Here is a 22,387-nt window from a genome sequence, read left to right on the forward strand (position 1 = left end):
CCATTCGAGAGCTGGAACGCGGAGCGTCCCTTGAGGCATTCCCACGCAGACGGTTCGACGCCTCGACGTGGGAACGATCAGGACACGGAACGAGCGATCGGGGGAGTTAGAGCCGGCCGTATTCCTGCGCCGTACGATCCAGCGCTTTCAACGTCTTGCCCACCAGCTCGTCAATCTCTTCACGACTGGCAATCAACGCCGGCGCCATGATCATCCGCCCCAGTGTCGAGCGAATGATCACCCCCTCTTCAAAACCGATCGTGCGGCAGCGCCAGGCGATGTCGTTCTCATTGGCAAAGCGCTTGCGCGTGGCCTTGTCTTCGGCCAGTTGCAACGCCGCAACCATGCCCGTGCCCTGGATATCGCCCACCAACGGGTGATTGCCGAACACCTCGCGCAGGCACTGTTGCAGGTACGGCCCGATGTCATCCTTGACCCGCGTCACCACGCCTTCATCGCGCAATGCCTTGAGGTTGGCAATCGCCACAGCCGCCGCCACCGGGTGCCCGGAATAGGTCAGACCATGGGCGAACACACCGCCCTGCTCCACCAGCACGTCGGCCATTTTCTTCGACAGGATCAGGCCACCCATCGGGATGTAACCGGAGGTCAAACCCTTGGCGATGGACAGGGTGTCCGGCTCGAAACCGAAGTATTCGTGGGCGAACCATTCGCCGGTGCGACCAAAGCCTCCAATCACCTCGTCGGCGCACAACAGCACGTCGTATTGGCGGCAGATGCGCTGGATTTCCGGCCAGTAGCTTTCCGGCGGGAAGATCATCCCGCCCGCGCCCTGGAACGGTTCGGCGATGAATCCGGCGACCTTGTCGGCGCCCAGTTCGAGGATCTTCGCTTCCAGTTGCTGCGCCGCCCGCAGGCCGAATTCAGCCGGGGTCAGGTTGCCTTCGTGGGCGAAGAAGTACGGCTCGTCGATGTGCGCGATGTCGGGAATCATCCCGCCCATTTCATGCATGAACTTCATGCCGCCAAGGGCCGTCGCCGCCAGGGTCGAACCGTGATAGCCGTTCCAGCGGCCGATCATGATTTTCTTCTCGGGCTTGCCCAGCACCTGCCAGTAACGGCGGACGGTACGGATCAGCACCTCGTTGGCCTCGGAGCCGGAGTTGGTGTAGATCGCGTGGCTGTAGTGGCCCGGCAGCAGGCTGAACAGCAACTCGGAGAGCTCGATCACCTGCGGGTGGGTGGTGTGGAAAAACATGTTGTAGTACGGCAACTGCTCCAGTTGCCGACTCGCCGCGGCGTTCAGATCCTTGCGCCCGTAACCGAGGTTGGTGCACCACAGCCCGGACATGCCGTCGAGGTAGCGCCGACCGTCGTTGTCCCACAGATGCAGACGCTCACCGCGCACCATCACCCGTGGGCCTTCGTCGTTGAGGGCCTTCTGGTCGACGAACGCATGAATGTGGTGCGCTGCATCGGCGGCCTGGTAGTCGCGGGTTTGACGTGAGGTGGTCATCGCCGGATCTCCTTTCTTGTTGTGAGCGGCTGTCATGAGCGCAGTTGAAACCAGGTGGTTTTCAACTGGGTGTATTTGTCGAACGAGTGCAGCGACAGATCGCGGCCGAAACCGGATTGTCTGCCGCCGCCGAACGGCACGGTCACGTCCAGCGCATCGACGCTGTTGACCGACACCGTACCGGCTCGCAATTGCCGCGCCACCCGGTGCGCGCGGTGCAGATCATCGGTCCACAGCGACGCCGCCAGACCGTAGACGCTGTCGTTGGCCAGTCGCAAGGCGTGGGCCTCGTCATCGAACGGCATCACCGCCAGCACCGGGCCGAACACTTCTTCACGAAACAGGGTCATGTGCGGCTGCACGTCGGTGAAAATCGTCGGCTGAACGAAGTTGTCCGAGCCGTTGAAACTCAATTGACGGCCGCCACAGACGCGGGTCGCGCCTTCGCGTTCGGCCTGATGGATGAAGCGCAGAACGCTTTCGGTCTGACGGGTGTCGACAATCGCCCCGGCCGCACTCGCCGGGTCCAGCGGATCGCCCGGCTGCCAGCGTTCGGCCTGGGCCTTCAGTCGTTCGACGAACTCATCATGAATCGAGCGCTCCACCAGCAACCGCGAGTTGGCCGAGCAGACTTCGCCCTGATTGAAGAAGATCCCGAACGCGGCTTTCTGCGCCGCCAGATCCAGATCCTTGCAGTCGGCGAACACCAGATTGGCGCTCTTGCCGCCGCACTCCAGCCACACCTGCTTGAGGTTCGACTGCGCGGAGTACTGCATGAAATATTTGCCGACCTGGGTCGAGCCGGTGAACACCAGGCAATCGACATCCGGGTGCAGGCCCAAGGCTTTGCCGGCCTGTTCGCCGAGCCCCGGCAGCACGTTCATCACACCGGCCGGCAGCCCGGCTTCCAGCGCCAGCTCGGCCAGACGCAACGCGGAGAACGGTGATTGCTCGGCGGGTTTGAGAATCACCGAATTGCCCGCCGCCAGCGCCGGGGCGAGTTTCCACGCGGCCATGTCCAGCGGGAAGTTCCACGGCACCACAGCCGCGACCACGCCCAGCGCTTCGCGGGTGATGGTCGCCAGCACGTTCGAGGCGCTCGGCGCGACCTGATCGTAGAGCTTGTCGAGGCTTTCGGCGTACCAGCGGAACACCCCGGCGGCGCCCGGCACGTCGATGTTGTAAGCGTCCATCACCGGTTTGCCCATGTTCAGCGAATCGAGCAGCGCCAGTTCTTCGCGATTGGCCAGAATCAGATCCGCCAGCCGCAGCAGCACTTGCTTGCGCTCGGTCGGTGAACGCCCGGCCCAGGTGCCGGCCTCGAACACCTGTCGCGCATTCTGCACCGCCGCGTCAACATCCTCTTCACCACACGCGGCGACGTTTGCCAGCAGCTGGCCGGTGGCCGGGTTGATCGCGGCAAAGGTCTGCCCCGACTGCGCCGCACGCAGTTTGCCGTCGATCACGGCCTGGTACGGATAGCTCAATTCAGCGGCCTTGCGCTGCCAGTCTGCAAGCTCGAACACGGTGGTTGCTCCTTGGACTTTTATTCTTTTGAGAACAGTGCGGGGTCGATAGTCGCTCAGGCCCGTGCGCGCTAAAACCAGTAAAAATGTCTTCGCAGACAATAAAAAAGGTAACCAGCCGATGGCCCCTTCGCGCGCGTATGGGGCTATTGTTCAGGGACAAAAAAACCGCCGACAGAACGGAGGCCGGCGGCTTACAAATTGCTTGGATGTGAAATCCGTTCGCTTTGAGGTTCACCGTGGCCGCTTACAACCTGCGTCAGTTGAAATACTTCATCACCACCGTCGAATGCGGCAGCGTCGCCGAAGCGTCGCGCAAGCTGTACATCGCGCAACCGGCGATTTCCACAGCGATCAAGGGGCTGGAAGACAGCTTCGGCGTGCAACTGCTGATCCGCCATCACGCCCAGGGCGTGTCCCTGACGCCGAGCGGTGCGCGGTTCTTCCGCAAGGCTCAGGAACTGCTGCGCATGGCCAAGGAGTTCGAACAGAACGCCCTCGCCGACAACGACGTGGTGGCCGGGCAGATCGATATCGGCTGTTTCGAAACCGTCGCCCCGCTGTACCTGCCGCAACTGATTGCCGGGTTCTCGGCGCTGTATCCGGGGGTGAAGATCCGCATCCGCGACGGCGAACAACAGGAACTGGTGCAAGGCCTGACCTCGGGCACCTTCGATCTGGCAATCCTGTACAAACACGACCTCGACGCCACCATCGAAACCGAGCCGCTGATGCCGGCCCAACGGCCTTACGCCCTGCTGCCGGCAGATCACCGCTTCGCCCAGCTCAAGCAGGTTTCGCTGCGGGACTTGTGCCTGGAACCGATGATCCTGCTCGACGTACAACCGAGCCGCACCTACTTCGTCAGCCTGTTCGAAGAACTCGGGCTGTCGCCACGCATCGAGTTCAGCTCGCCCTCGATCGAAATGGTGCGCGGCATGGTCGGCCAGGGTTTCGGCTTCTCGATCCTGGTCACCCGCCCGCATTCGGAATGCACCTACGACGGCAAGAAAGTCGTGTGCGTGGACATCGTCGAAGACGTCACCGGGTCAGGCCTGGTGGCGGCGTGGCTCAAACGCGGACAACTGACCAAACCGGCGCAGCTGTTTGCCGATTATTGTCGGGAGCAGCTGACGGCGAAGGCCAGCCGATGAAAATCAAAAGATCGCAGGCTGCGATCTTTTGATACCAGCTTTATAAAACTCAGGCTGTCGCCGGAAAGCCGATGCCAACCCCCAAAAAACCTATTGATCGTTTTCCGTACCGAGTTGAGGGTCAATTTCAACGAAGTTCCGACGCAAGTAACCTTCCATGGCAATGTCTTCAATCGCCCACTCACCATGCCCGAGGTTGCCGACCAGGTCGCGGCGTTGCAGGCGCTTCAAGGCAGTCTGAACCGTCGCCGCGCTGGGCACGTGGCCACCGGGCATCTCGCTGCCAATCCACTCGCGTCCTTCGGTAGAAAAAATGGGAAGCCCCCTCACCAGCCCGATAAGTACAGTGAAATCCAGAGGAGCCATCTCCAGAATCAGGTTCTCGAAGTTGCCTTCGTCCGTCATGGTGCCCCAGGCTCGATGATCTGCATCTCGCACGCTGAGCCCCTCAGTGAGACACAGCAGAAATACATCGCGAATGTACTTGGGCATGTATCCCCGGGCAGCAAAACGCTCGAAAGCGGCGTTTACCTCCCACTCCCTTCCGGTGATTTCCTGGAACCGCTGGCCCAGATGCTGGACAAATTCCAGGCCAAGATTAGGAAACTGGATCTCGTGGCTGAACTGATAGAACGGTGCTTTGGTACGACGAAACATTCGATGCAGGCCATCCTGGGAGGACCCTGTAAACACTGCAAAGACTTCACCGTGCGCGTGCTGCAATAGCGAACGGAGCGTAGCAGTCAAGTCTTCGAATTCTTTCCGGCTCGCCAGATGCTGAACCTCATCGATGATCAGCAGCGCCTTGCCGTTACCGAGTATCCGGAAGCGCTCGAAGAGCTCGATCAGGTTCAGTCCGCCCTCCTTCGCCAGCTCGGCCTTCACTGTTACGCCGTCGGTACTGGCGCCGGCCTCCACCGACTGGACCAGAGACCCCGGTCGCATGAGCTTCAGCCAGTTGCGTCGCAAGAACCCTGTACCGTGGATGGCCTCATACAACGCACCCGCGATCACCCGCTCAGGATGCGCCTTGTCAAACCACAGGTCTGCTGTTGCAACAATAAAGCCGTGTGCCTTGGCAATCGGTATCAGATCGTTGATCAGAAAGGTGGTTTTGCCCTTGCGCCGAGGCGCGAATATCGTCGCGGCGTTCTGCAGGCGTGACTCGAAAGTGACCAGGATTCCTTCAGCCAGGTTGGTGCGAGGGAAGAGCAGCGAGTCCTTGGTTTCCGGAGTCATTATGAGCCTTTATGTCAAAATACATAATTTATGAATAAAGAAATAATTACGCATAATTGAGGAAGATGGAAGGCCTACCTGAATGCCGTCTGTTACGTACCCCGTGGTTTTGCCCGAGCAGTGGCTTCAGCCACCAATGGATCATCCGGCCAATAGTGCTTCGGATACCGCCCCTTCAGATCCTTCTTCACTTCGGCATAGGTGCTGCGCCAGAAGTTGGCCAGATCCTGCGTCACCTGCACCGGGCGCCGTGCGGGCGACAGCAGGTGCAGTTTGACCACTTGCCGGCCGCCGGCGATGCGTGGTGTGTCGGCGAGGCCGAACAGCTCCTGTAAGCGCACCGCGAGAATCGGCGGTTGCTCGCTGTAGTCGAGTCGAATCGACGAGCCCGACGGCACGCTCAGGTGATGCGGCGCCTGCTCGTCGAGCTGTTGCGGCAGCGGCCACGGCAGCAGATTGCGCACGATGCTCGACAGGTCGAGGTTGGCGAAATGGCTGAGGCGCGAGACCTTGCCCAGATAAGGCATCAGCCAGTCTTCGAGGGTTTTCAGCAGTGTGGCGTCGCTGACATCCGGCCATTGGCTGTCGCCCTTGGCGTCCAGGTCGAGCTGGCGCAGCAACGCGACTCGCGCCTGCCACTGGCGCAGTTCCGGAGTCCACGGCAGCAGCTCGAGACCTTTGCGCCGCACCAGATTGACCAGCGCCTGACTGCGGGCGTTTTCGTCGAGGCCGGTCAGTGGTTCGCGGCTGAGGATCAGTTCGCCCACCTTGCGCTGACGCTCGGCGCGCAATACGCCTTCGCGTTCGTCCCAGTCCAGTTGATCGACGTTGTGCACTTGTTCGGCGAGCACCGAATCGAACAGCGCCGGATCGAAATCCGCCGCCAGATAAATCCGCTCTTCACGCTGGCCTTGGCGGCTGCCGAGGTCGGCGATCACGATCCACGGTTCCTTCATCAGGCTGTCGGCTTCGGCGAACAGCGCCGCGCGACCGTTGGCCAGACGATATTCGGCGCCACCGGCCCGTCGCTGCTGGGCGACGCGATCCGGGTAGGCCAGCGCCAGCAAGGCGCCGAGCCAGCGTGGATGATCCGGGTCGGCGACCGGCTCGCTCGGTTGCCCACGCAGGTAGCCGCGATATTGCCGCGCCAGTTGCCGGGCACGCTGCACGCCGCCCTGGGTACCACGAGCCGCGCGCTCTTCGCCGGACAGCAGCGCCAGACGACTGTGCAGATCGGCCCCGGCGCCACGCAAAATGTCGCGCTCGCCGAGCAACGCGGCGACGTCGCACGCCATGTTCGCCAATCCCAGTGCCTGACCGCGCAAAAGCAAATGAGCGATGCGCGGATGGGCCGGCAATTCGGCCATGGCCTGACCGTGGCGATTGAGGGTTTCACCGTCCAGCGCACCGAGGCGCTGCAACAGGTCTTGAGCCTGTGCATAAGCGGCGGCCGGTGGCACGTCCAGCCAGATCAGATCACTCGGCGCCACGCCCCAGCGACCGAGTTGCAAAGCCAGGCCAGCCAGATCCGCCGAAAGGATTTCCGCACTGCCATAAGCCGCGAGTTGTTCGTGCTGATCCTGCGACCACAGGCGATAACACACGCCCGGTTCCAGACGCCCGGCCCGGCCCGCACGCTGGGTGGCACTGGCTTTAGAGATGCGTTGGGTGTCGAGGCGAGTCATGCCGCTGCCCGGATCGAAACGCGGCACCCGCGCCAGCCCGGCGTCGATCACCACGCGCACGCCGTTGATGGTCAGGCTGGTCTCGGCGATGTTGGTGGCCAGCACCACTTTGCGCTGGCCCGCCGGGGCCGGGTCGATGGCGGCGCGTTGTGCATTCAGGTCGAGTTCGCCGTGCAACGGGCAGAGCAAGACGTCGCTGCGCTCACCGATGGCGTCCGCCAGTTGCTGATGAACCCGCCGGATTTCCGCCTGCCCCGGCAGAAACACCAACAGGCTGCCGGTTTCATCGTGCAGCGCTTCGAGCACCGTTTGCGTGACGCGTTGATCAATGTACTCGCCGGGCTGGAACGGTCGGCCCCAGCGCATCGTTACCGGGAACATCCGGCCTTCGCTGCGCAGGATTGGCGCGTCGTCGAGCAACCCGGCCAGACGTTCGCCTTCAAGGGTGGCGGACATCAGCAGAATTTTCAGCGGTTGTTCAGCTCGAAACAGCTCGCGACCGTTCAGACTGAGGGCCAGCGCCAGATCGGCGTCGAGGCTGCGTTCGTGAAATTCGTCGAAGATCAGCAGGCCCACGCCTTCCAGCGCCGGGTCGTCCTGCAAGCGCCGGGTGAGGATGCCTTCGGTGACCACTTCGATGCGGGTGTTGGGGCCAACCTTGCTGTCGAGGCGGATGCGATAACCGACGGTTTCACCGACCTTCTCGCCCAGCTCGCTGGCCAGCCGTTCCGCCGCTGCGCGGGCGGCCAGCCGACGCGGTTCGAGCATGAGAATGGTCTGCCCGTTCAGCCACGCTTCATTGAGCAGGGCCAAGGGCACGCGGGTGGTTTTACCGGCGCCGGGCGGTGCTTCGAGCACGGCTTCGTGACGTGTCGCGAGGGCTTCACGCAGGGCGGGTAAAACGTCATCGATCGGCAACGAATTCATACTGGCTCCAAAACAGAGCGGCGAGTATAACGGCGAACTGCCAGGCGTTCGTCAGGGTCTTAACTTCACACGATGACGCTTCGTTAACAGATGACTCAGGAGATTCCCATGCGCTTACCTTTTCGCCTGATCGGCGGTGTACTGGTTGCCACCCTGCTCACTCAGATCACCGCGTGCGGTTCGATTTTCTACCCAGACCGGCGCGGCCAGATCGACGGCAAGATCGACCCGGCGATTGCCGTGCTCGATGCCGTGGGCCTGCTGTTCTATATCCTTCCCGGCGTGATCGCGTTTGCCGTGGACTTCGCCACCGGCGCGATCTACTTCGAACCGGGCCACACGGCGCAGGTCGATCCGGCCAAGCTCAAGCAAGCCATCGGCCCGGACGGTCAGGTCGATAACTTGAAGTTGCAGGCTATTCTCGAAACGGAGCTGGGCCGCAATCTGCCGCTGGACGACCCGCGCCTGATCCAGCACAGGGGCAGCACCCAGCAACTGGCGATGTTCGGCCTGCAACCTGCCGCATAAGGAATTGACGCCCCCATGACCACAAGCACCGAACACGCCCGCCTGCTGCGGCTGGCGACCCGCGCCTCGGTGGCGGTGGCCTGTACGCTGATTATCGCCAAAGCCATCGCCTGGTGGCTGAGCGGTTCGGTGAGCATGCTCGCCGGCCTCACCGACTCGGCCCTCGATGGCGTCACTTCGTTGCTCAATCTGCTGGCGGTGCATTACGCGCTGCGTCCGGCGGACGACGATCACCGTTATGGCCACGGCAAGGCCGAGTCGCTGGCGGGCATGGCGCAGGCGCTGTTCATTGGCGGCAGTGCGGTGCTGATCGCGTTTCAGGCTTATGAGCGCCTGAAACATCCCGAGCCACTCGGCGCGCCGTGGCTGAGCATTGGTGTGATCGTATTTTCCCTGCTGCTGACTGTCGCACTGTTGATGCTGCAGCATCGGGTCATCAAGCAGACCGGCTCCAACGCCGTGCGGGCGGACTCGCTGCATTACCGTTCGGACCTGTTGCTTAACGGCAGCATTCTGATTGCGCTGGTGTTGGCCGGTTTGGGTTTCGATCAGCTGGATGCGTGGTTCGGTCTGGGGATCGCTGCCTACATCTTATGGAGCGCAATCCAGATCGCCCGGGAAAGTTTTTCGGTGCTGATGGATGAAGAGCTGCCGGCGGATGTCAGTCAGCACATGCTCGAACTGGCGTGCGGTGTACCGGGGGTATTGGGCGCGCATGATTTGCGCACGCGGATTTCCGGCAATCACTGGTTCGTGCAATTGCACCTGGAATTGCCGGGGGAGCTGACGCTGTCAGTTGCTCACGGCATCAGCGATCAGGCGGCGGATGCCATTCACAAAGCCTACCCACGGGCAGAAGTGCTGGTGCACGCCGACCCGCAGGAAGTGGTCAAAGCCGCTCGGGCTCAGTAGTTGACCTGATAACCGCGACTGCTCAGGCAATTGCCCTGGGCCTGGCGGTAGGCCTGCACCACTTCGGGCGCCGGCTGGTAAGTCGCGGTGCGCGGATTGAAGCCGCTCTGCTGCACCGCGTACTGATAGCACTCGTAACCGTCGCGCTGAACCTGCTCCGGTGACTGACCGTTGGCCGGATACGCCTCCACGTCATAACCATTGCCGGTCGGCTGCGGTGGCTGCTGCGCCGGCGGTTCGACCACCACGTAATCCTGCGTCGCTTCCTGATAGGCGTAGTACGAGCCGGCGGCAAGGAACAGCAGCGAGCCGCCGATCCACACTTCCCGAGCGTAATCCGGCAGGTACTGGATGCGAATCCCGCGCGGCGGCTGAACCACGATGTAGCGCGGGCCTTGCGGGCGATACCAGTAGCCGCCGGAGTAGAAATAGTCCTGGCCGCGATACGGCACGCGGTAATCCCGATCCGGGAAACGGTCGATCACATGACCCGGCCGGTATTGCGGACCGGGGCCCCAGCCGTTGCCATGCCCATCGGGTCGACCCGGCCAGCGGTTGTCGTTGGGGCGGTTGCCGGTCTGCCAGTTCTGGTGATAACCGTTCTGCGGGCGCTCGTCGCGGTAGTAACCCTGACGCGGTTCCTGGGTCTGGCGCACGGTGTCGGGGCGCGGCTGGATCGGCAGATCGTTGGCCGGCAATTGCGGCGGCGGTGGCGGCTGGCGCACCGGATTGGGGTTATAGGCCGGACGTGGCTGGTTCTGGTTCTGCCACTGACCGTGGTTCTGCTGACCGTTGTGCTCGAACTGGCGGCTATTGTCGCCACGAATGATGTCGTTGTTCTGCCGCTGCGGACTGTTCTGGCCGCGCTGCTGATCACCGCCGCCATGCCCCTGATTGTTGCCCTGATGCTCCGGCCCGCGTCCGCCGCCGTCGGGGCCGCGATTCTGCGGCTCATCCGCCAGCGCTTGCGCACCGACACTCACACACAGCAAACCAACACTGGCCAGACGCCAGATGCGCGACTTCATGGAATTCCTCACTGCGGACTTGAGCCTGAAATTAAGAGGGCGTGTAGCTAAGACCGGAGATGGACACACCGGGTTCTGCTACAGGTTATCAGTCACGTCATTTATTTATTGAGCGAGATGGGCCAAATCGCGGGCAAGAAAAAAGGGAGACCCGTCGGCCTCCCTTCTAGAGAACTTCGTCCTGGCTCGACGCTTTTGACGTCGGCTCACCTCACGCCGTCTTCTGGACAGTGTGCAGCTCGGGGGCCGGCACAACCCCGGTGGGGGTGGCGGCCGCGGCGGGCCGGATTGGGCGGGCCGCAGTGGACTGTGTTACCGAGCAGTGATTCTGGTGATAAGAATAGGCCCGGAGCCGCGACAGATGATTGCGAAGATTGCTCAAATAAACATCACTTGCGCAATTTTTAACCCTGGATAGATAATCCGCCGCAATAGTTAAGACAAAGGACCGTTTGATGAGCAAACTCGACCGTTACGACCTGAGTATTTTGGCGGAATTGCAGCGCGACGCCCGCATCTCCAACCAGGAACTGGCCGAGCGCATCGGTCTGTCGCCCTCCCCGTGCTCGCGCCGGGTCAAGCAACTGGAGGATGACGGCTACATCTCCCGTCAAGTCGCCCTGCTCGATCGCAAGATGCTCGGCCTGAGCCTGACCGCCTACGTGCTGATCGGCATGGACCGCCACACGCCGGAGCGTTTCGAGAACTTCGAAGCCGCAATCCGCACCTTGCCGCAAGTGCTGGAATGCAGCCTGGTGACTGGCGTGGATGCCGACTACCAACTGAAAGTGGTGGTGCCGGACATGGATCACTATCAGAAGCTGCTGCTGGGGCATCTGACCCGGATCGAAGGCGTAACCAGCGTGCGCTCGAGTTTTGTGCTGAATCAGGTGCTCAACAGCACCGAACTGCCGCTGACTCATCTGCGCAGCTGAAATCGACGAATGACTGCGGCACACCGACGCAGGTCAATGCTGCGTCGTTCACCGCTGGCGTATACTCCCGGCCGCCCTTTCAGCCGCGCAGCGCCGGAGATGCCCGATGGATCCAGCAGTATTTGAAGAGTGGATGATGACTGGCCTTGTCAGCATCCTGATCATTTTCATGGGTTTCATCGTCTGGGATCTGGCGAAGAAGTCCAAGGCCGGGCGCTTCGGCTCGTTCATTCTGTTCTTCGTGCTGGGCCTGGGCGTGGCCGCGTTCATCATCAAGAGCGTGGTGATCGGCCTGATCGAATCCGGCGCCTTATAAACGCGCCGGCACTTCTTTCCACTGGCCCTGATCGAGCCCTTCGATCGTCCAGTCACCAATCCTGACCCGCACCAGCCGCAACGTCGGCAGCCCCACCGCCGCTGTCATCCGCCGCACCTGGCGGTTGCGCCCTTCGCGAATCACCAGCTCCAGCCAGGTTGTCGGAATCGTTGCGCGAAAGCGTACCGGCGGATTGCGCGGCCACAGCTCGGGCTCATCCAGTTGCCGCGCTTGCGCGGGCAAGGTCATGCCGTCATTCAGCTCGACGCCGTCACGCAGACGCTGCAACTGCTCGGCTGTCGGCACGCCTTCGACCTGCACCCAATAGGTTTTCGCCAGCTTGTGCTTGGGGTCGGCGATCCGCGCCTGCAACTGGCCATCGTTGGTCAGCAGCAGCAAACCTTCGCTGTCACGATCCAGCCGCCCGGCCGGATAGATGCCCGGAATGTCGATGTAATCCTTGAGCGTCGCCCGCCCTTCACCGTCGCTGAATTGCGTCAGCACATCGAACGGTTTGTTGAACAGGATCAGCTTCGGCTCGGCCGGTGGTGCCTTGGCGACACGGCGCGGGGCTGAAGAGGATGGCTTCACGCCGGGGCGGCGAGAAGGTGGACGTTGGGGACGGGACATGGGCAAAACAACATCTGGCGATCTGGGCTGACAATGCTAGTGCCCCGACCGCCAAATGACCACGACAAACCTTTAGCGGAACGGCGGCTCGTCGAAGCTGCGCAGTTTGCGCGAGTGCAGCGAATTGAGTTCGGTGCGCAGCAGATCCACCGCTTCGATGCCGATCTTCAAGTGCTGACTGACCGCACGTTCGTAAAACGCGTTGGCCGAACCCGGCAGCTTGATTTCACTGTGCAGCGGTTTGTCCGAAACGCACAGCAACGTGCCGTACGGCACTCGCAGGCGATAACCCTGGGCGGCGATGGTGCCGCTTTCCATGTCCACCGCCACGGCGCGGGACAGGTTGATCAGCGGTCGCTCCTGGGCCCAACGCAGTTCCCAGTTACGGTCGTCGTAGGTCAGCACGGTGCCGGTGCGCAGGCGCTTCTTCAGCTCTTCGCCCTTCTCGCCGGTGATATTGGCTGCCGCTTGTTGCAGCGCCAGTTGCACTTCGGCCAGCGCCGGAATCGGAATATTCGGTGGCACCACCCGGTCGAGAATCCCGTCGCGACGCATATAAGCGTGAGCCAGCACGTAGTCGCCGATGGTCTGCGACTGACGCAGGCCGCCGCAGTGACCGATCATCAGCCAGCAATGCGGACGCAACACGGCCAGGTGGTCAGTGATGTTCTTGGCGTTGGACGGGCCGACGCCGATGTTCACCAGGGTCACGCCGTGGCCATCGCTGGCGATCAGGTGATAGGCCGGCATCTGGTAGCGGTGCCAGACCACGCCGGCGGCAATCGCCGAGGCTTCGCCGTGATCCATGCCTTTTTCGATGATCACGTTGCCCGGCAGCACCATGCGCACGAAGCGCGGGTCGCGGCGCAGTTGCTCCAGACCATGGACGATGAACTGGTCGACATAACGGTGGTAGTTGGTCAGCAGAATCCACGGCTGCACATGGCGCCAGTCGCTGCCGGTGTAATGCACCAGACGACGCAGCGAGAAGTCGACGCGGGCCGCATCGAACAGCGCCAATGGCAGTGGATCGGTGTTTTCCCAGTCGTAGAGGCCGTCGGCGATGCCATCGGTGGCGGCGGACAGGTCAGTACTCGGGAACACTCGCGCCAGCACGGCGGCAGTGACACCGGAGCCGGCCAGTTCATCGCCCTGCTCGACCACGTACGGGTACGGAATGTTCTGCCCGCTGACTCCGACTTCGACAGTCACGGTGAAGTCGTGCATCAGCGGCGTGAGCTGCTCGAGCAGGTATTTGCGAAACGCCTTCGGATGGGTAACGGTCACGCTGTAGGTGCCCGGCAACTGCACCTTGGCGTAGGCGCGGGTGGTCTGCGGGACTTCACCCTGGCAGTGGTAGGTCAGACGCAGTTCGGGATAACGGAACAGGGCACGTTGCTCGGCGTCGGGCTCGACGCGATCCTTGAGATAACGCTTGAGCGCCGAGTTCAGCGCCGTGGTGGCCCGCTCATGCAGCTCGGCCAGACGATCCACGGCCTGTTCGGCGGTTTGAACGACAATAAACGCTTCGGTCACGATCAGCTTCCTGTGTTCTGACTTGCAGAGCTTCATCTTGCCTGCATCGTGGCGTCACGGAAACAGTGGCGTTGTGGCTTTGTCGCGATCCCCCTTCAGAAACCTTGCGGTGTCGAGCGAGCGACGATTGCCTCGACATCCAGCCCACGCGGTAACGCGCCGTAGGCCCGACCGCCACCGCTCAGGCGACTGGCGATAAAAGCATCGCTGACCGCCGCATTCCCGGCCTCCAGCAGCAGCTTGGCTTGCAGTCCCAAAGCGATGTCTTCGGTCAATTGCCGAGCGCGGTACTGAATGTCGCTTGTGTCCTTGAACTGCGCCTGCAATTGCTGGATGTGCGTGGCCAGTCGCTTGTCGCCATGGCCGTCGCCCAACTCGCTGAACAACACGTCAAGCACACCCGGCTCTTTCGACAAGGCGCGCAACACATCGAGGCATTGCACGTTGCCAGAGCCTTCCCACGTCGAGTTCACCGGCGCTTCGCGGTACAGCCGCGGCAGGATGCTGTCTTCGACATACCCGGCGCCGCCCATACACTCGGCGGCTTCGTTGATCATCCCCGGCGCACGTTTGCAGATCCAGTATTTGCCCACCGCTGTCACCAGCCGGGCGAACTGCGCTTCATGGCGGTCGTCCAGATGATCCAGCGCCTTGCCCATGCGCAGGCTCAGAGCCAGCGCGGCTTCGCTTTCCAGCGCCAGATCGGCCAGCACGTTCTGCATCAGCGGTTGTTCGTTGAGCAGTTTGCCGCCGACCTTGCGATGGGCGCAGTGATGGCTGGCCTGGGTCAGCGCCTGACGCATCAGCGAACTGGAGCCGACCATGCAGTCGAAACGGGTCATGGCCACCATCTCGATGATGGTCGGCACCCCGCGTCCTTCCTCGCCGACCATCCACGCCAGCGCACCACGGAACTCCACTTCGCTGGAGGCATTGGACTGGTTGCCGAGTTTGTTTTTCAGGCGCTGGATATAGAACTGATTGCGCGTGTCGTCCGGGCGATGGCGCGGCAGCAGGAAACAGCTCAGGCCCTTGTCGGTTTGCGCCAGCGTCAGAAACGCATCGCACATCGGCGCCGAACAGAACCACTTGTGCCCCACCAGTTCATAAGCCTGGCCCGGGCCACTGGCGCCGACCGGATAAGCCTTGGTGGTGTTGGCACGGACGTCGGTGCCGCCCTGTTTCTCGGTCATCGCCATGCCGATGGTTACGCCAGCCTTGTGGGCCATGCCGACATTGCGCGGGTCGTATTCGGTGGCGAGGATTTTCGGCAGCCACTGTTCGGCCAGATTCGGCTGCAAACGCATCGCCGGCACACTGGCGAAGGTCATGGTCAGCGGGCAACCGCTGCCGGCCTCGGCCTGGCTGTGCAGGTAGGTCATGGAGGCGCGGGCGACATGGGCGCCATCCTGTGGATGAGCCCAGGGCAGCGAGGTCAAGCCATGTTCGATAGCGGTGCGCATCAGCTCGTGATACGCCGGGTGAAATTCCACCAGATCGATGCGATGACCGTAGCGGTCATGGCTGGCAAACACCGGTTTGTTTTGATTGGCGAGGAACCCGGCCTCCATCAACGGGCCGCCGGCCAAGGCGCCGTAAGCGTCGATCCGCGACTCGGCCCAACCGGCGCCGAACCGCTGCGACCACTCCTGCAACGGCAGGTCGATGCGGTAGAGGTTGGTGCCGTCGAGCGACGGTGGCTGGTTGGTGACTTCGTGGGTTTCGGCGAACTGATGCAGGTTCATGACGGGGCTCCTTGATCGGCCAGAGCTTCAGTTAAGCACCGCCCCGGAACCGATCAAAGTGTCATATCGGCCTAAATACCGGCGCTTTCACCCTGTCAGCAACTCAACACCCGCCGCTGCATCGCCACCTGCAGATCCTCGAATTTCACCGGTTTGCTCAGGTAGTCGATCGAGCCGCCCGACGCGCAATGCTCGCGATCCGCCCCCAGCGCGATCATGAACACCGGCAAATGGGCGCATCCCGGCAGGTCACGGATCTGGCAACACAGCGATGCCCCGTCGAGCGGCGGTAACTGGCAGTCGATCAGCACCGCATCGAAGCGCTCGCGCTGCAAACAGTCGAGCGCCGCCGCGCCGTGGTCGGCAGTGCGCACCCGAAATCCGAGCTTGAGCAACATGCCGCGCATCACCAGTTGGTTGACGCTGTTGTCGTCCACCAGCAGCACGGTGCAATCCTGCGGCGCGCGCACAGTGTCACGGCTGAACGCGGGCACGGCTTCCACTTCCGGCAACTCAAACTCGACATCCAGTTGAAAACGGCTGCCGCGCCCCGGCTCGGAGCGGTGCGTGAGCTTGCCACCGAGCAATTCCACCAATTGACGGCAGATCGCCAGACCGACGCCCAGCCCGCCGTATTCGCGGGTCATCGAACCGTCGAGCTGGAAGAACCGCTGATACATCGTCGCCTCGCCCAGATCGGTGAAACCGATGCCGGTGTCGATCACCGCGAAGGACAGCGCCAGGCGATTGTCCGTCGACGGTTTGCCGGTGACCCGCAAGGCGAGGCCGCCTACGCGGGTGAACTTGATCGCGTTGTCCAGCAGGCACTCCAGGCATTGCGCGAGTTTGGCGCTGTCGCCATGCAGACGATCCGGCAGGGTCGGCAGCACATCGACCTTGAAGTCCAGCGACTTGCTCGAAGCATTGCCATCGAACTGCATCCGCAACGCCTCGACCACCCCGCGCAGGCTGAAACTGCCGGGCGTTGCCTTGAGCTTGCCGGCCTGCAACTCGGTCAGCGTGAGGATGCCGTTGACCATGCGCATCATGTCCCGCGCTGAACCGGCGGCGGTCTGCTGGTATTGCTCCAGTTCCGGATCGAGTTCGACGGTCTGCATCAGCTCCAGCGAACCGATCACCCCGTTCATCGGCGTGCGCAGTTCGTGGGTCAGAGTCGCGAGGAATTCGTCCTTGAGCTTGTTGCTGTGGGCCAGTTGCTGGTTCAGCACTTCAAGTTTCTGGCCGGCGTCGAACAGGGTCTGCGCCTGTTGTTCGCGCATGGCGTTGATGCGGTCGGCCAGCGCCAGCGACAGCAGCGCCACTTCGATGGCTGAACCGATCTGGCTGGCGTACATGGTCAGGAACACATTTGGCAGCAGGCCCAGCACCATCATGGTGTTGACGATGCCGCCGATCAGGAATGCCGACCAGGCAATGATGAAATAACGCGCCACCCGCAAGCCACGCCACCAGGCGAGGATCCCGGCGGCGAAGATCACCACGGTGAAGGTCAGGGCCAGGGTCGTCGCCAGACGCAGGGCCAGGCCATAACTGGTCATCAACGACAGACCGATCACCACGGCGCCAAAAACAATCAGGGCGATCAACAGACGATCGAGCCAGCGGCTGTGGTTCTTCGTCTGCAGGAAACTGCGGGCGAACTGGCTGCCGAACAACCCCGCACATCCGATGAAGAACGGCGTGGCGGCGTTGGCCCACCATGGATTGTCCGGCCAGAAATACTCGACCGCCGCGCCGTTGACCGACAGCTGATAGAGGCCGAACGAGGCGATATAGAAGATGTAATAGAGGTAACTGGTGTCGCGCACGCTGAGGTAGATGAACAGGTTGTAAACCAGCATCCCCAGCAGCACGCCATAAATGATCCCCAGCACGTACAGGCGCACCGGCTGGTCTTCAAGGTACGCGGTGCTCGACCACAACGTCACCGGCGCCTGGATCGAACCTTCGCTGGACAACCGCAGATAAACGGTTCGTTGCTGATCCGGCTTGAACGCCAGGTCGAACAGGTAATTGTTCTGACGGATCTCGCGACTAGCGAACGGCAAGGCGTCCCCGGTCTGCCGCACCAGACGGTAGTCACCGGCCGCATCGGGCAGATACAGATCGAGATGATCGAGCGGCGGATACGCCAGTTCCAGCAGCCAGCTGCGTTGCGCCGACGGGTTGGTCGGGCGGTAATGCAGGTCGATCTTCAGCCAGAACGCCGAGCGCGAATAACCGGCATTGAGCGTGGCTTTGTCATGGGGTTTGAAGTTTCCGGCGGCGGCTTGCGCGCGGACGTCGGCAATGCTCGCCTGACCGCTCGGGTCTTCGAACACTTGCAGGGATCGACCCAGCGGGAGGCTCTGGGTGAACTCGTCGAATTCGACGGCGTTTGCCAGGAGGGGCAAACAGAACAACATCATCAACAAATAGCGCATTGAAGCCCCAGCGTGGCTTGGCCGGTTGTGTCAGGAAGCCCCCCATTCCCTTTGAGATGACGTAAAACCGGTATTACCTGTTATTGGTTTGGATCCACTCTAGCATAGCCGTTGATGGCCATTGAGCACCATGGAAATTTTTCCTACAAAGGCTCTAGAACGGGCGTTCCAGAGCAAAACACCGGACTAGAGCTGTTGGCTCGGTCAGATTGTGACAAGCGCTGTGGATCTCGCTACCCGTGTTATCGGCCGCGCACTGCGCCACAACACCCGGAAAACAGGTTTGGTGGTAAGCTCGCGCACCATGAATATCTACAGCTCACGCCCCGTTGTCCTCTGTCTCTCCGGCCACGACCCCAGTGGTGGCGCCGGCCTGCAGGCAGATATCGAAGCCCTGCTCGCTCAGGGTTGCCATGCGGCTCCGGCCGTCACAGCCCTGACCGTGCAAGACACGGTCAACGTCACTGACTTTCGCGTCCTCGACCGTGAGTGGGTACTGGCCCAGGCCAATGCCGTGCTCAACGACTCCGAAGTCGCGGCGGTGAAACTGGGCATGCTCGGTTCCCTGGAAATGGTCGACACCGTCGTCGAACTGCTCCAGGCGCATCCGCACTTGCCAGTGGTCTGCGACCCGGTGCTGCGTGCCGGCGGCGGCGGACGCCTGGGCAAGGACGAAGTCGGCTACGCCATGCGCGAACGCCTGCTGCCGCTGTCGATCATCGCCACCCCCAACCTTCCCGAAGCCCGGATCCTTGCCGAACTGCCGGAAGGCACCGCGGACGAGTGCGCTGAAAAACTCCTGCCGTTCATCAAGAACCTGCTGATCACCGGCGGTCACGGCGACGAAACCGAAATCCACAATCGCCTGTACAGCCGCGACGGCCTGCGCGAAACCTTCAAGTGCCAGCGCCTGCCGGGCAGCTATCACGGTTCCGGCTGCACTCTGGCCAGCACCCTCGCCGGCCGCCTGGCACTGGGCGAAAACCTCGCCAGCGCGGTGCGTACTGCGCTGGATTACACCTGGCGCACCCTGCGCGATGCCGAACAGCTGGGCAAAGGCCAGTTCGTGCCGCGTCGTCTGCCGCTGGATTTCTGTTCCTGATGTTTCGAGCCTGAGGTCTGCGCGATGAAACTACGTGGCCTGTATGCCATCACCGACAGCCAGTTGCTGGCCGGCAAGTTTCTGTCCTACGTGGAGGCGGCGCTGGAAGGCGGCGTCACCCTGCTGCAATACCGCGACAAGAGCAGCGACGAGGCCCGCCGTCTGCGTGAGGCCGAAGCCCTGCGCGATCTGTGCGAGCGCTACAAGACGCAACTGATCATCAACGATGATGCCGAACTGGCCGCGCGCCTGAACGTCGGCGTGCACCTGGGCCAGACCGACGGCCCGCTGTCGCCGACCCGCGCCCTGCTCGGTTCCAAGGCGATCATCGGTTCGACCTGCCACGCGCAGCTTGAACTGGCCGAACAGGCCGCCAAGGAAGGTGCGAGTTACGTCGCCTTCGGTCGCTTCTTCAATTCCAGTACCAAACCCGGTGCACCGAGTTGCAGCCTCGATCTGCTCGACGAGGCCAAACGCACCCTGCACCTGCCGATCTGCGCGATCGGCGGCATCACCCTCGACAACGCTGCGCCACTGGTGGCCCACGGTGTCGATCTGCTGGCCGTGGTCCATGGCCTGTTCGGCGCCGACAGCAGCGCCGAAGTGACCCGCCGCGCCCGCGCCTTCAATGAATTACTAAAAGTCTGAGAGCCCGATCATGTCTCGTTCCGAAACCCTGTTTGCCAACGCCCAGAAACACATTCCCGGTGGCGTGAACTCGCCGGTTCGCGCGTTCAAGAGCGTTGGCGGCACGCCGCTGTTCTTCAAGCACGCCGAAGGCGCCTACGTCACTGACGAAGACGACAAGCGTTATGTGGATTACGTCGGCTCCTGGGGTCCGATGATCCTCGGCCACAGCCACCCGGACGTGCTGGATGCGGTGCGCAACCAGTTGCAACACGGCCTGTCCTACGGCGCGCCGACCGCGATGGAAACCGAGATGGCCGATCTGGTCTGCTCGCTGGTGCCATCGATGGAGATGGTGCGCATGGTCAGCTCCGGCACCGAAGCGACCATGAGTGCGATCCGTCTGGCCCGTGGTTTCACCGGCCGTGACAGCATCATCAAGTTCGAAGGCTGCTACCACGGCCACTCCGACAGTCTGCTGGTCAAGGCCGGTTCCGGCGCACTGACCCAGGGCGTACCAAGCTCTGCCGGCGTACCCGCAGCGTTCGCCAAACACACCCTGACCCTGCCGTTCAACGACATCGACGCGGTTGAAAAAATGCTCGCCGAAGTCGGACAGGACGTCGCCTGCATCATCGTCGAGCCAGTGGCCGGCAACATGAACTGCGTACCGCCGGCGCCGGGTTTCCTCGAAGGCCTGCGCAGCCTGTGCGACAAGCACGGCGTGGTGCTGATTTTCGACGAAGTGATGACCGGTTTCCGCGTCGCCCTCGGCGGTGCCCAGGCTTACTACGGCGTAACCCCGGACCTGACCACCTTCGGCAAGATCATCGGCGGCGGCATGCCGGTCGGCTGCTTCGGCGGCAAACGCTCGATCATGGAGCGCATCGCGCCGCTGGGCCCGGTCTATCAGGCAGGCACCCTGTCGGGCAACCCGCTGGCGATGGCCGCCGGCCTGACCACCCTGCGCCTGATCAGCCGTCCGGGCTTCCACGCCGAGCTGACCGACTACACCACGCGCCTGCTCGACGGCCTGCAACAGCGCGCCGATGCCGCCGGCATTCCGTTCGTGACCACCCAGGCGGGCGGCATGTTCGGTCTGTACTTCAGCGGTGCCGACGACATTGTTACGTTTGAAGACGTGATGGCCAGCGATGCAGCGCTGTTCGGCCGCTTCTTCCACCTGATGCTGGAAGGTGGCGTGTACCTGGCACCGAGCGCCTTCGAAGCCGGTTTCACCTCGATCGCCCATGGCGAAGCCGAGCTGAAACTGACCCTCGACGCCGCCGAACGCGCCTTCGCCAGGTTGAAGTAAAACGCCCCGCCGCTGACGTTGGCCATTGCCAGCGTCAGCGTTCTCCTACACCCGCACGCCTTTTCCGACACGCCTGCCAAAAATCTCTCATAAAGTGGGCGATATATTTCCCGCGCAGCAGAAAATCGAGTAAAGACTTTGTAAGGATGGCCCTGCTTATTTCATAATGCGCGCTTATTGGATCCCTCGACGGGTCCGCGCGCCCTTCAGAGGTAAGTCGATTCCCATGAACCGCACCGGCCGCACCCTTGCCTTGGGCTGCCTGTTGCTCCTTCAGCCGCTGCTCGCACATGCACAAGCAGGCGGCAACTCGTTGTTGATCCCGGCGATGGGTCGCTGCACCCTCAATACTCAGCCGCAAGACGTCACGCAGGCACTGGCCGCCTGCCAGAAAGCGGCGGACGAGGGGGATGCGCAAGCGCAATACGAGTTGGGTGAGTTCTACTACGACGGCAAGAATGCGCCGCGCGACCTCAATCAAGCCCTGAGCTATTTCGAAAAGGCCTCGCTGCAAGGCCACGCCCAGGCGCAATTCAAGCTCGGCACCATGTTCTTCCACGGCGAAGGCGTGCAGGCCAACAACATTCAGGCCTACATCGTGCTGAAGATGGCGGCGGTCAACGGTGCTGAAGAGGCATTGGACACGGCTGACGAAGTGGCCGAAAAAATGCCCCGCGAAGACCTGGAAACCGCGACCCAGGTGCTCGGGCAAATATTCCGTAAATACCTGATGGAACTGCAGAGCGCCGACGGGCGTACACCGTTTTCGCCCCTGCCCTGACTAACGATAGTTCTCGCGCTTTGCGTCACCGACGCGGAGCGTCGAAGGCGGCATTCCCACGCAGAGCATGGGAACGATCACTTCCATAAAGTCCGGTTTTACTTCTCGGGCATCGGCACCGGAAACGGCATCACGTTGCCAACGCCGCCACGGGCTTCGCTGATCTTCGGCGTCCCCAGTCGCTCGACCTCGTCGATGCGCACGATCGAGTGCATCGGCACAAAGCTGCGCACCACGCCTTCGAACTGCGCCTTGAGCTTTTCTTCGCTCGGGTCGACGACCACTTGCGTGCGCTCGCCAAAGACGAACTCTTCCACTTCCAGAAAGCCCCACAGATCACTTTGATAGATCTGCTTGGCGTACATTTCGAACACCTGGCCCTGGTTGAGGAAAATCACCTTGTAGATTGGAGCTTCGCGTTTGGTCATGGCGGGCAGACAGCATCGGGGTAAAAATGAGGGCGCGAACTATAGCATAGCC

At 62.2% G+C, this 22,387-nt stretch carries 19 protein-coding genes; 9 read left to right on the forward strand and 10 right to left on the reverse strand.

The annotated features are described in order from the left end of the window. Window positions 1-106 precede the first annotated feature (106 nt). Together AC07Y2_RS03860 and AC07Y2_RS03865 are read right to left on the reverse strand one after the other, a co-directional pair. A complete protein-coding gene (locus AC07Y2_RS03860) occupies window positions 107-1,477 on the reverse strand; it encodes an aspartate aminotransferase family protein (protein ID WP_103385480.1) in 1,371 nt (456 codons plus the stop codon). Window positions 1,478-1,509: 32 nt separating this feature from the next. Further along, window positions 1,510-3,003, reverse strand: a complete 1,494-nt coding sequence (locus tag AC07Y2_RS03865) for an aldehyde dehydrogenase (RefSeq protein ID WP_039771817.1) — start codon at window positions 3,001-3,003, stop codon at window positions 1,510-1,512. A gap of 239 nt (window positions 3,004-3,242) precedes the next feature. Here AC07Y2_RS03865 and AC07Y2_RS03870 point away from each other — a divergent pair, with 239 nt between their 5' ends. Further along, complete coding sequence (locus tag AC07Y2_RS03870) at window positions 3,243-4,157, forward strand: LysR family transcriptional regulator (protein ID WP_007958716.1); 915 nt, start codon at window positions 3,243-3,245, stop codon at window positions 4,155-4,157. Window positions 4,158-4,247: 90 nt separating this feature from the next. On the opposite strand, the gene AC07Y2_RS03875 is transcribed toward AC07Y2_RS03870, so the two are convergent. Next, entirely contained in the window at window positions 4,248-5,396 is a 1,149-nt protein-coding gene (locus tag AC07Y2_RS03875) for an ATP-binding protein (protein WP_039771819.1), read from the reverse strand. A 92-nt stretch (window positions 5,397-5,488) separates the two neighbouring features. Continuing rightward, window positions 5,489-8,008, reverse strand: coding sequence for an ATP-dependent helicase HrpB (hrpB, locus tag AC07Y2_RS03880; protein WP_103385481.1), 2,520 nt, complete (start codon window positions 8,006-8,008; stop codon window positions 5,489-5,491). 108 nt (window positions 8,009-8,116) lie between these two features. On the opposite strand from hrpB, the gene pmcY reads away from it, so the two are divergent. Both pmcY and AC07Y2_RS03890 read left to right on the forward strand, forming a co-directional pair. Continuing rightward, window positions 8,117-8,536, forward strand: coding sequence for a periplasmic Zn2+ metallochaperone PmcY (pmcY, locus tag AC07Y2_RS03885; protein ID WP_103385482.1), 420 nt, complete (start codon window positions 8,117-8,119; stop codon window positions 8,534-8,536). Window positions 8,537-8,551: 15 nt separating this feature from the next. Continuing rightward, a complete protein-coding gene (locus AC07Y2_RS03890) occupies window positions 8,552-9,448 on the forward strand; it encodes a cation diffusion facilitator family transporter (RefSeq protein WP_074691557.1) in 897 nt (298 codons plus the stop codon). Here AC07Y2_RS03890 and AC07Y2_RS03895 read toward each other — a convergent pair. Beyond that, window positions 9,442-10,476 (reverse strand): DUF6515 family protein, encoded by a 1,035-nt coding sequence (locus AC07Y2_RS03895; RefSeq protein WP_103385483.1) that lies wholly within the window; start codon window positions 10,474-10,476, stop codon window positions 9,442-9,444. The genes AC07Y2_RS03890 and AC07Y2_RS03895 overlap by 7 nt on opposite strands. Before the next feature lie 455 nt (window positions 10,477-10,931). Here AC07Y2_RS03895 and AC07Y2_RS03900 point away from each other — a divergent pair, with 455 nt between their 5' ends. Continuing rightward, the gene (locus AC07Y2_RS03900; protein WP_007909658.1) at window positions 10,932-11,411 is read left to right on the forward strand and encodes an Lrp/AsnC family transcriptional regulator; all 480 of its coding nucleotides are present in this window, start codon (window positions 10,932-10,934) and stop codon (window positions 11,409-11,411) included. A gap of 106 nt (window positions 11,412-11,517) precedes the next feature. Beyond that, entirely contained in the window at window positions 11,518-11,727 is a 210-nt protein-coding gene (locus AC07Y2_RS03905) for a DUF2788 domain-containing protein (RefSeq protein ID WP_003228500.1), read from the forward strand. Here AC07Y2_RS03905 and AC07Y2_RS03910 read toward each other — a convergent pair. From AC07Y2_RS03910 to AC07Y2_RS03925, 4 genes are all read right to left on the reverse strand, one after another. Next, window positions 11,722-12,357 carry a pseudouridine synthase gene (locus AC07Y2_RS03910; RefSeq protein ID WP_039771829.1) on the reverse strand — a complete coding sequence of 212 codons (636 nt, stop codon included), beginning with the start codon at window positions 12,355-12,357 and terminating at the stop codon, window positions 11,722-11,724. The two genes, AC07Y2_RS03905 and AC07Y2_RS03910, sit on opposite strands and share 6 nt — an antisense overlap. Before the next feature lie 72 nt (window positions 12,358-12,429). Then, window positions 12,430-13,929 carry an AMP nucleosidase gene (gene amn, locus AC07Y2_RS03915; protein ID WP_011336076.1) on the reverse strand — a complete coding sequence of 500 codons (1,500 nt, stop codon included), beginning with the start codon at window positions 13,927-13,929 and terminating at the stop codon, window positions 12,430-12,432. A gap of 59 nt (window positions 13,930-13,988) precedes the next feature. Further along, window positions 13,989-15,638 carry an acyl-CoA dehydrogenase family protein gene (locus AC07Y2_RS03920; RefSeq protein WP_103385484.1) on the reverse strand — a complete coding sequence of 550 codons (1,650 nt, stop codon included), beginning with the start codon at window positions 15,636-15,638 and terminating at the stop codon, window positions 13,989-13,991. 95 nt (window positions 15,639-15,733) lie between these two features. Then, window positions 15,734-18,082 (reverse strand): hybrid sensor histidine kinase/response regulator, encoded by a 2,349-nt coding sequence (locus AC07Y2_RS03925; protein WP_103385485.1) that lies wholly within the window; start codon window positions 18,080-18,082, stop codon window positions 15,734-15,736. Between the two features lie 304 nt (window positions 18,083-18,386). On the opposite strand from AC07Y2_RS03925, the gene AC07Y2_RS03930 reads away from it, so the two are divergent. The 4 genes from AC07Y2_RS03930 to AC07Y2_RS03945 all read left to right on the forward strand — a co-directional run bounded on the left by AC07Y2_RS03930 (window position 18,387) and on the right by AC07Y2_RS03945 (window position 21,907). Next, window positions 18,387-19,184 carry a hydroxymethylpyrimidine/phosphomethylpyrimidine kinase gene (locus AC07Y2_RS03930; protein WP_039771996.1) on the forward strand — a complete coding sequence of 266 codons (798 nt, stop codon included), beginning with the start codon at window positions 18,387-18,389 and terminating at the stop codon, window positions 19,182-19,184. 24 nt (window positions 19,185-19,208) lie between these two features. Next, window positions 19,209-19,832, forward strand: a complete 624-nt coding sequence (gene thiE, locus AC07Y2_RS03935; protein WP_103385486.1) for a thiamine phosphate synthase — start codon at window positions 19,209-19,211, stop codon at window positions 19,830-19,832. Between the two features lie 10 nt (window positions 19,833-19,842). Continuing rightward, entirely contained in the window at window positions 19,843-21,126 is a 1,284-nt protein-coding gene (gene hemL / locus AC07Y2_RS03940) for a glutamate-1-semialdehyde 2,1-aminomutase (protein WP_007958695.1), read from the forward strand. Between the two features lie 226 nt (window positions 21,127-21,352). After that, window positions 21,353-21,907 carry a tetratricopeptide repeat protein gene (locus AC07Y2_RS03945; RefSeq protein ID WP_039771834.1) on the forward strand — a complete coding sequence of 185 codons (555 nt, stop codon included), beginning with the start codon at window positions 21,353-21,355 and terminating at the stop codon, window positions 21,905-21,907. 98 nt (window positions 21,908-22,005) lie between these two features. Here AC07Y2_RS03945 and AC07Y2_RS03950 read toward each other — a convergent pair whose 3' ends face one another. Next, window positions 22,006-22,335, reverse strand: coding sequence for a DUF1820 family protein (locus AC07Y2_RS03950; RefSeq protein ID WP_007958692.1), 330 nt, complete (start codon window positions 22,333-22,335; stop codon window positions 22,006-22,008). Window positions 22,336-22,387 lie beyond the last annotated feature (52 nt).

This window comes from Pseudomonas sp. GW456-12-1-14-TSB6, assembly GCF_059424205.1.

Excerpts from the sequence above, each read along its gene's own strand:
- AC07Y2_RS03860 (WP_103385480.1), bottom strand. The coding sequence starts at position 1,477 with ATGACCACCTCACGTCAAACCCGCGACTACCAGGCCGCCGATGCAGCG.
- AC07Y2_RS03875 (WP_039771819.1), bottom strand. The coding sequence starts at position 5,396 with ATGACTCCGGAAACCAAGGACTCGCTGCTCTTCCCTCGCACCAACCTG.
- hrpB (WP_103385481.1), bottom strand. The coding sequence starts at position 8,008 with ATGAATTCGTTGCCGATCGATGACGTTTTACCCGCCCTGCGTGAAGCC.
- pmcY (WP_103385482.1), top strand. The coding sequence starts at position 8,117 with ATGCGCTTACCTTTTCGCCTGATCGGCGGTGTACTGGTTGCCACCCTG.
- AC07Y2_RS03890 (WP_074691557.1), top strand. The coding sequence starts at position 8,552 with ATGACCACAAGCACCGAACACGCCCGCCTGCTGCGGCTGGCGACCCGC.
- AC07Y2_RS03895 (WP_103385483.1), bottom strand. The coding sequence starts at position 10,476 with ATGAAGTCGCGCATCTGGCGTCTGGCCAGTGTTGGTTTGCTGTGTGTG.
- AC07Y2_RS03900 (WP_007909658.1), top strand. The coding sequence starts at position 10,932 with ATGAGCAAACTCGACCGTTACGACCTGAGTATTTTGGCGGAATTGCAG.
- AC07Y2_RS03905 (WP_003228500.1), top strand. The coding sequence starts at position 11,518 with ATGGATCCAGCAGTATTTGAAGAGTGGATGATGACTGGCCTTGTCAGC.
- AC07Y2_RS03910 (WP_039771829.1), bottom strand. The coding sequence starts at position 12,357 with ATGTCCCGTCCCCAACGTCCACCTTCTCGCCGCCCCGGCGTGAAGCCA.
- amn (WP_011336076.1), bottom strand. The coding sequence starts at position 13,929 with ATGAAGCTCTGCAAGTCAGAACACAGGAAGCTGATCGTGACCGAAGCG.
- AC07Y2_RS03920 (WP_103385484.1), bottom strand. The coding sequence starts at position 15,638 with ATGAACCTGCATCAGTTCGCCGAAACCCACGAAGTCACCAACCAGCCA.
- AC07Y2_RS03925 (WP_103385485.1), bottom strand. The coding sequence starts at position 18,082 with ATGCGCTATTTGTTGATGATGTTGTTCTGTTTGCCCCTCCTGGCAAAC.
- AC07Y2_RS03930 (WP_039771996.1), top strand. The coding sequence starts at position 18,387 with ATGAATATCTACAGCTCACGCCCCGTTGTCCTCTGTCTCTCCGGCCAC.
- thiE (WP_103385486.1), top strand. The coding sequence starts at position 19,209 with ATGAAACTACGTGGCCTGTATGCCATCACCGACAGCCAGTTGCTGGCC.
- hemL (WP_007958695.1), top strand. The coding sequence starts at position 19,843 with ATGTCTCGTTCCGAAACCCTGTTTGCCAACGCCCAGAAACACATTCCC.
- AC07Y2_RS03945 (WP_039771834.1), top strand. The coding sequence starts at position 21,353 with ATGAACCGCACCGGCCGCACCCTTGCCTTGGGCTGCCTGTTGCTCCTT.
- AC07Y2_RS03950 (WP_007958692.1), bottom strand. The coding sequence starts at position 22,335 with ATGACCAAACGCGAAGCTCCAATCTACAAGGTGATTTTCCTCAACCAG.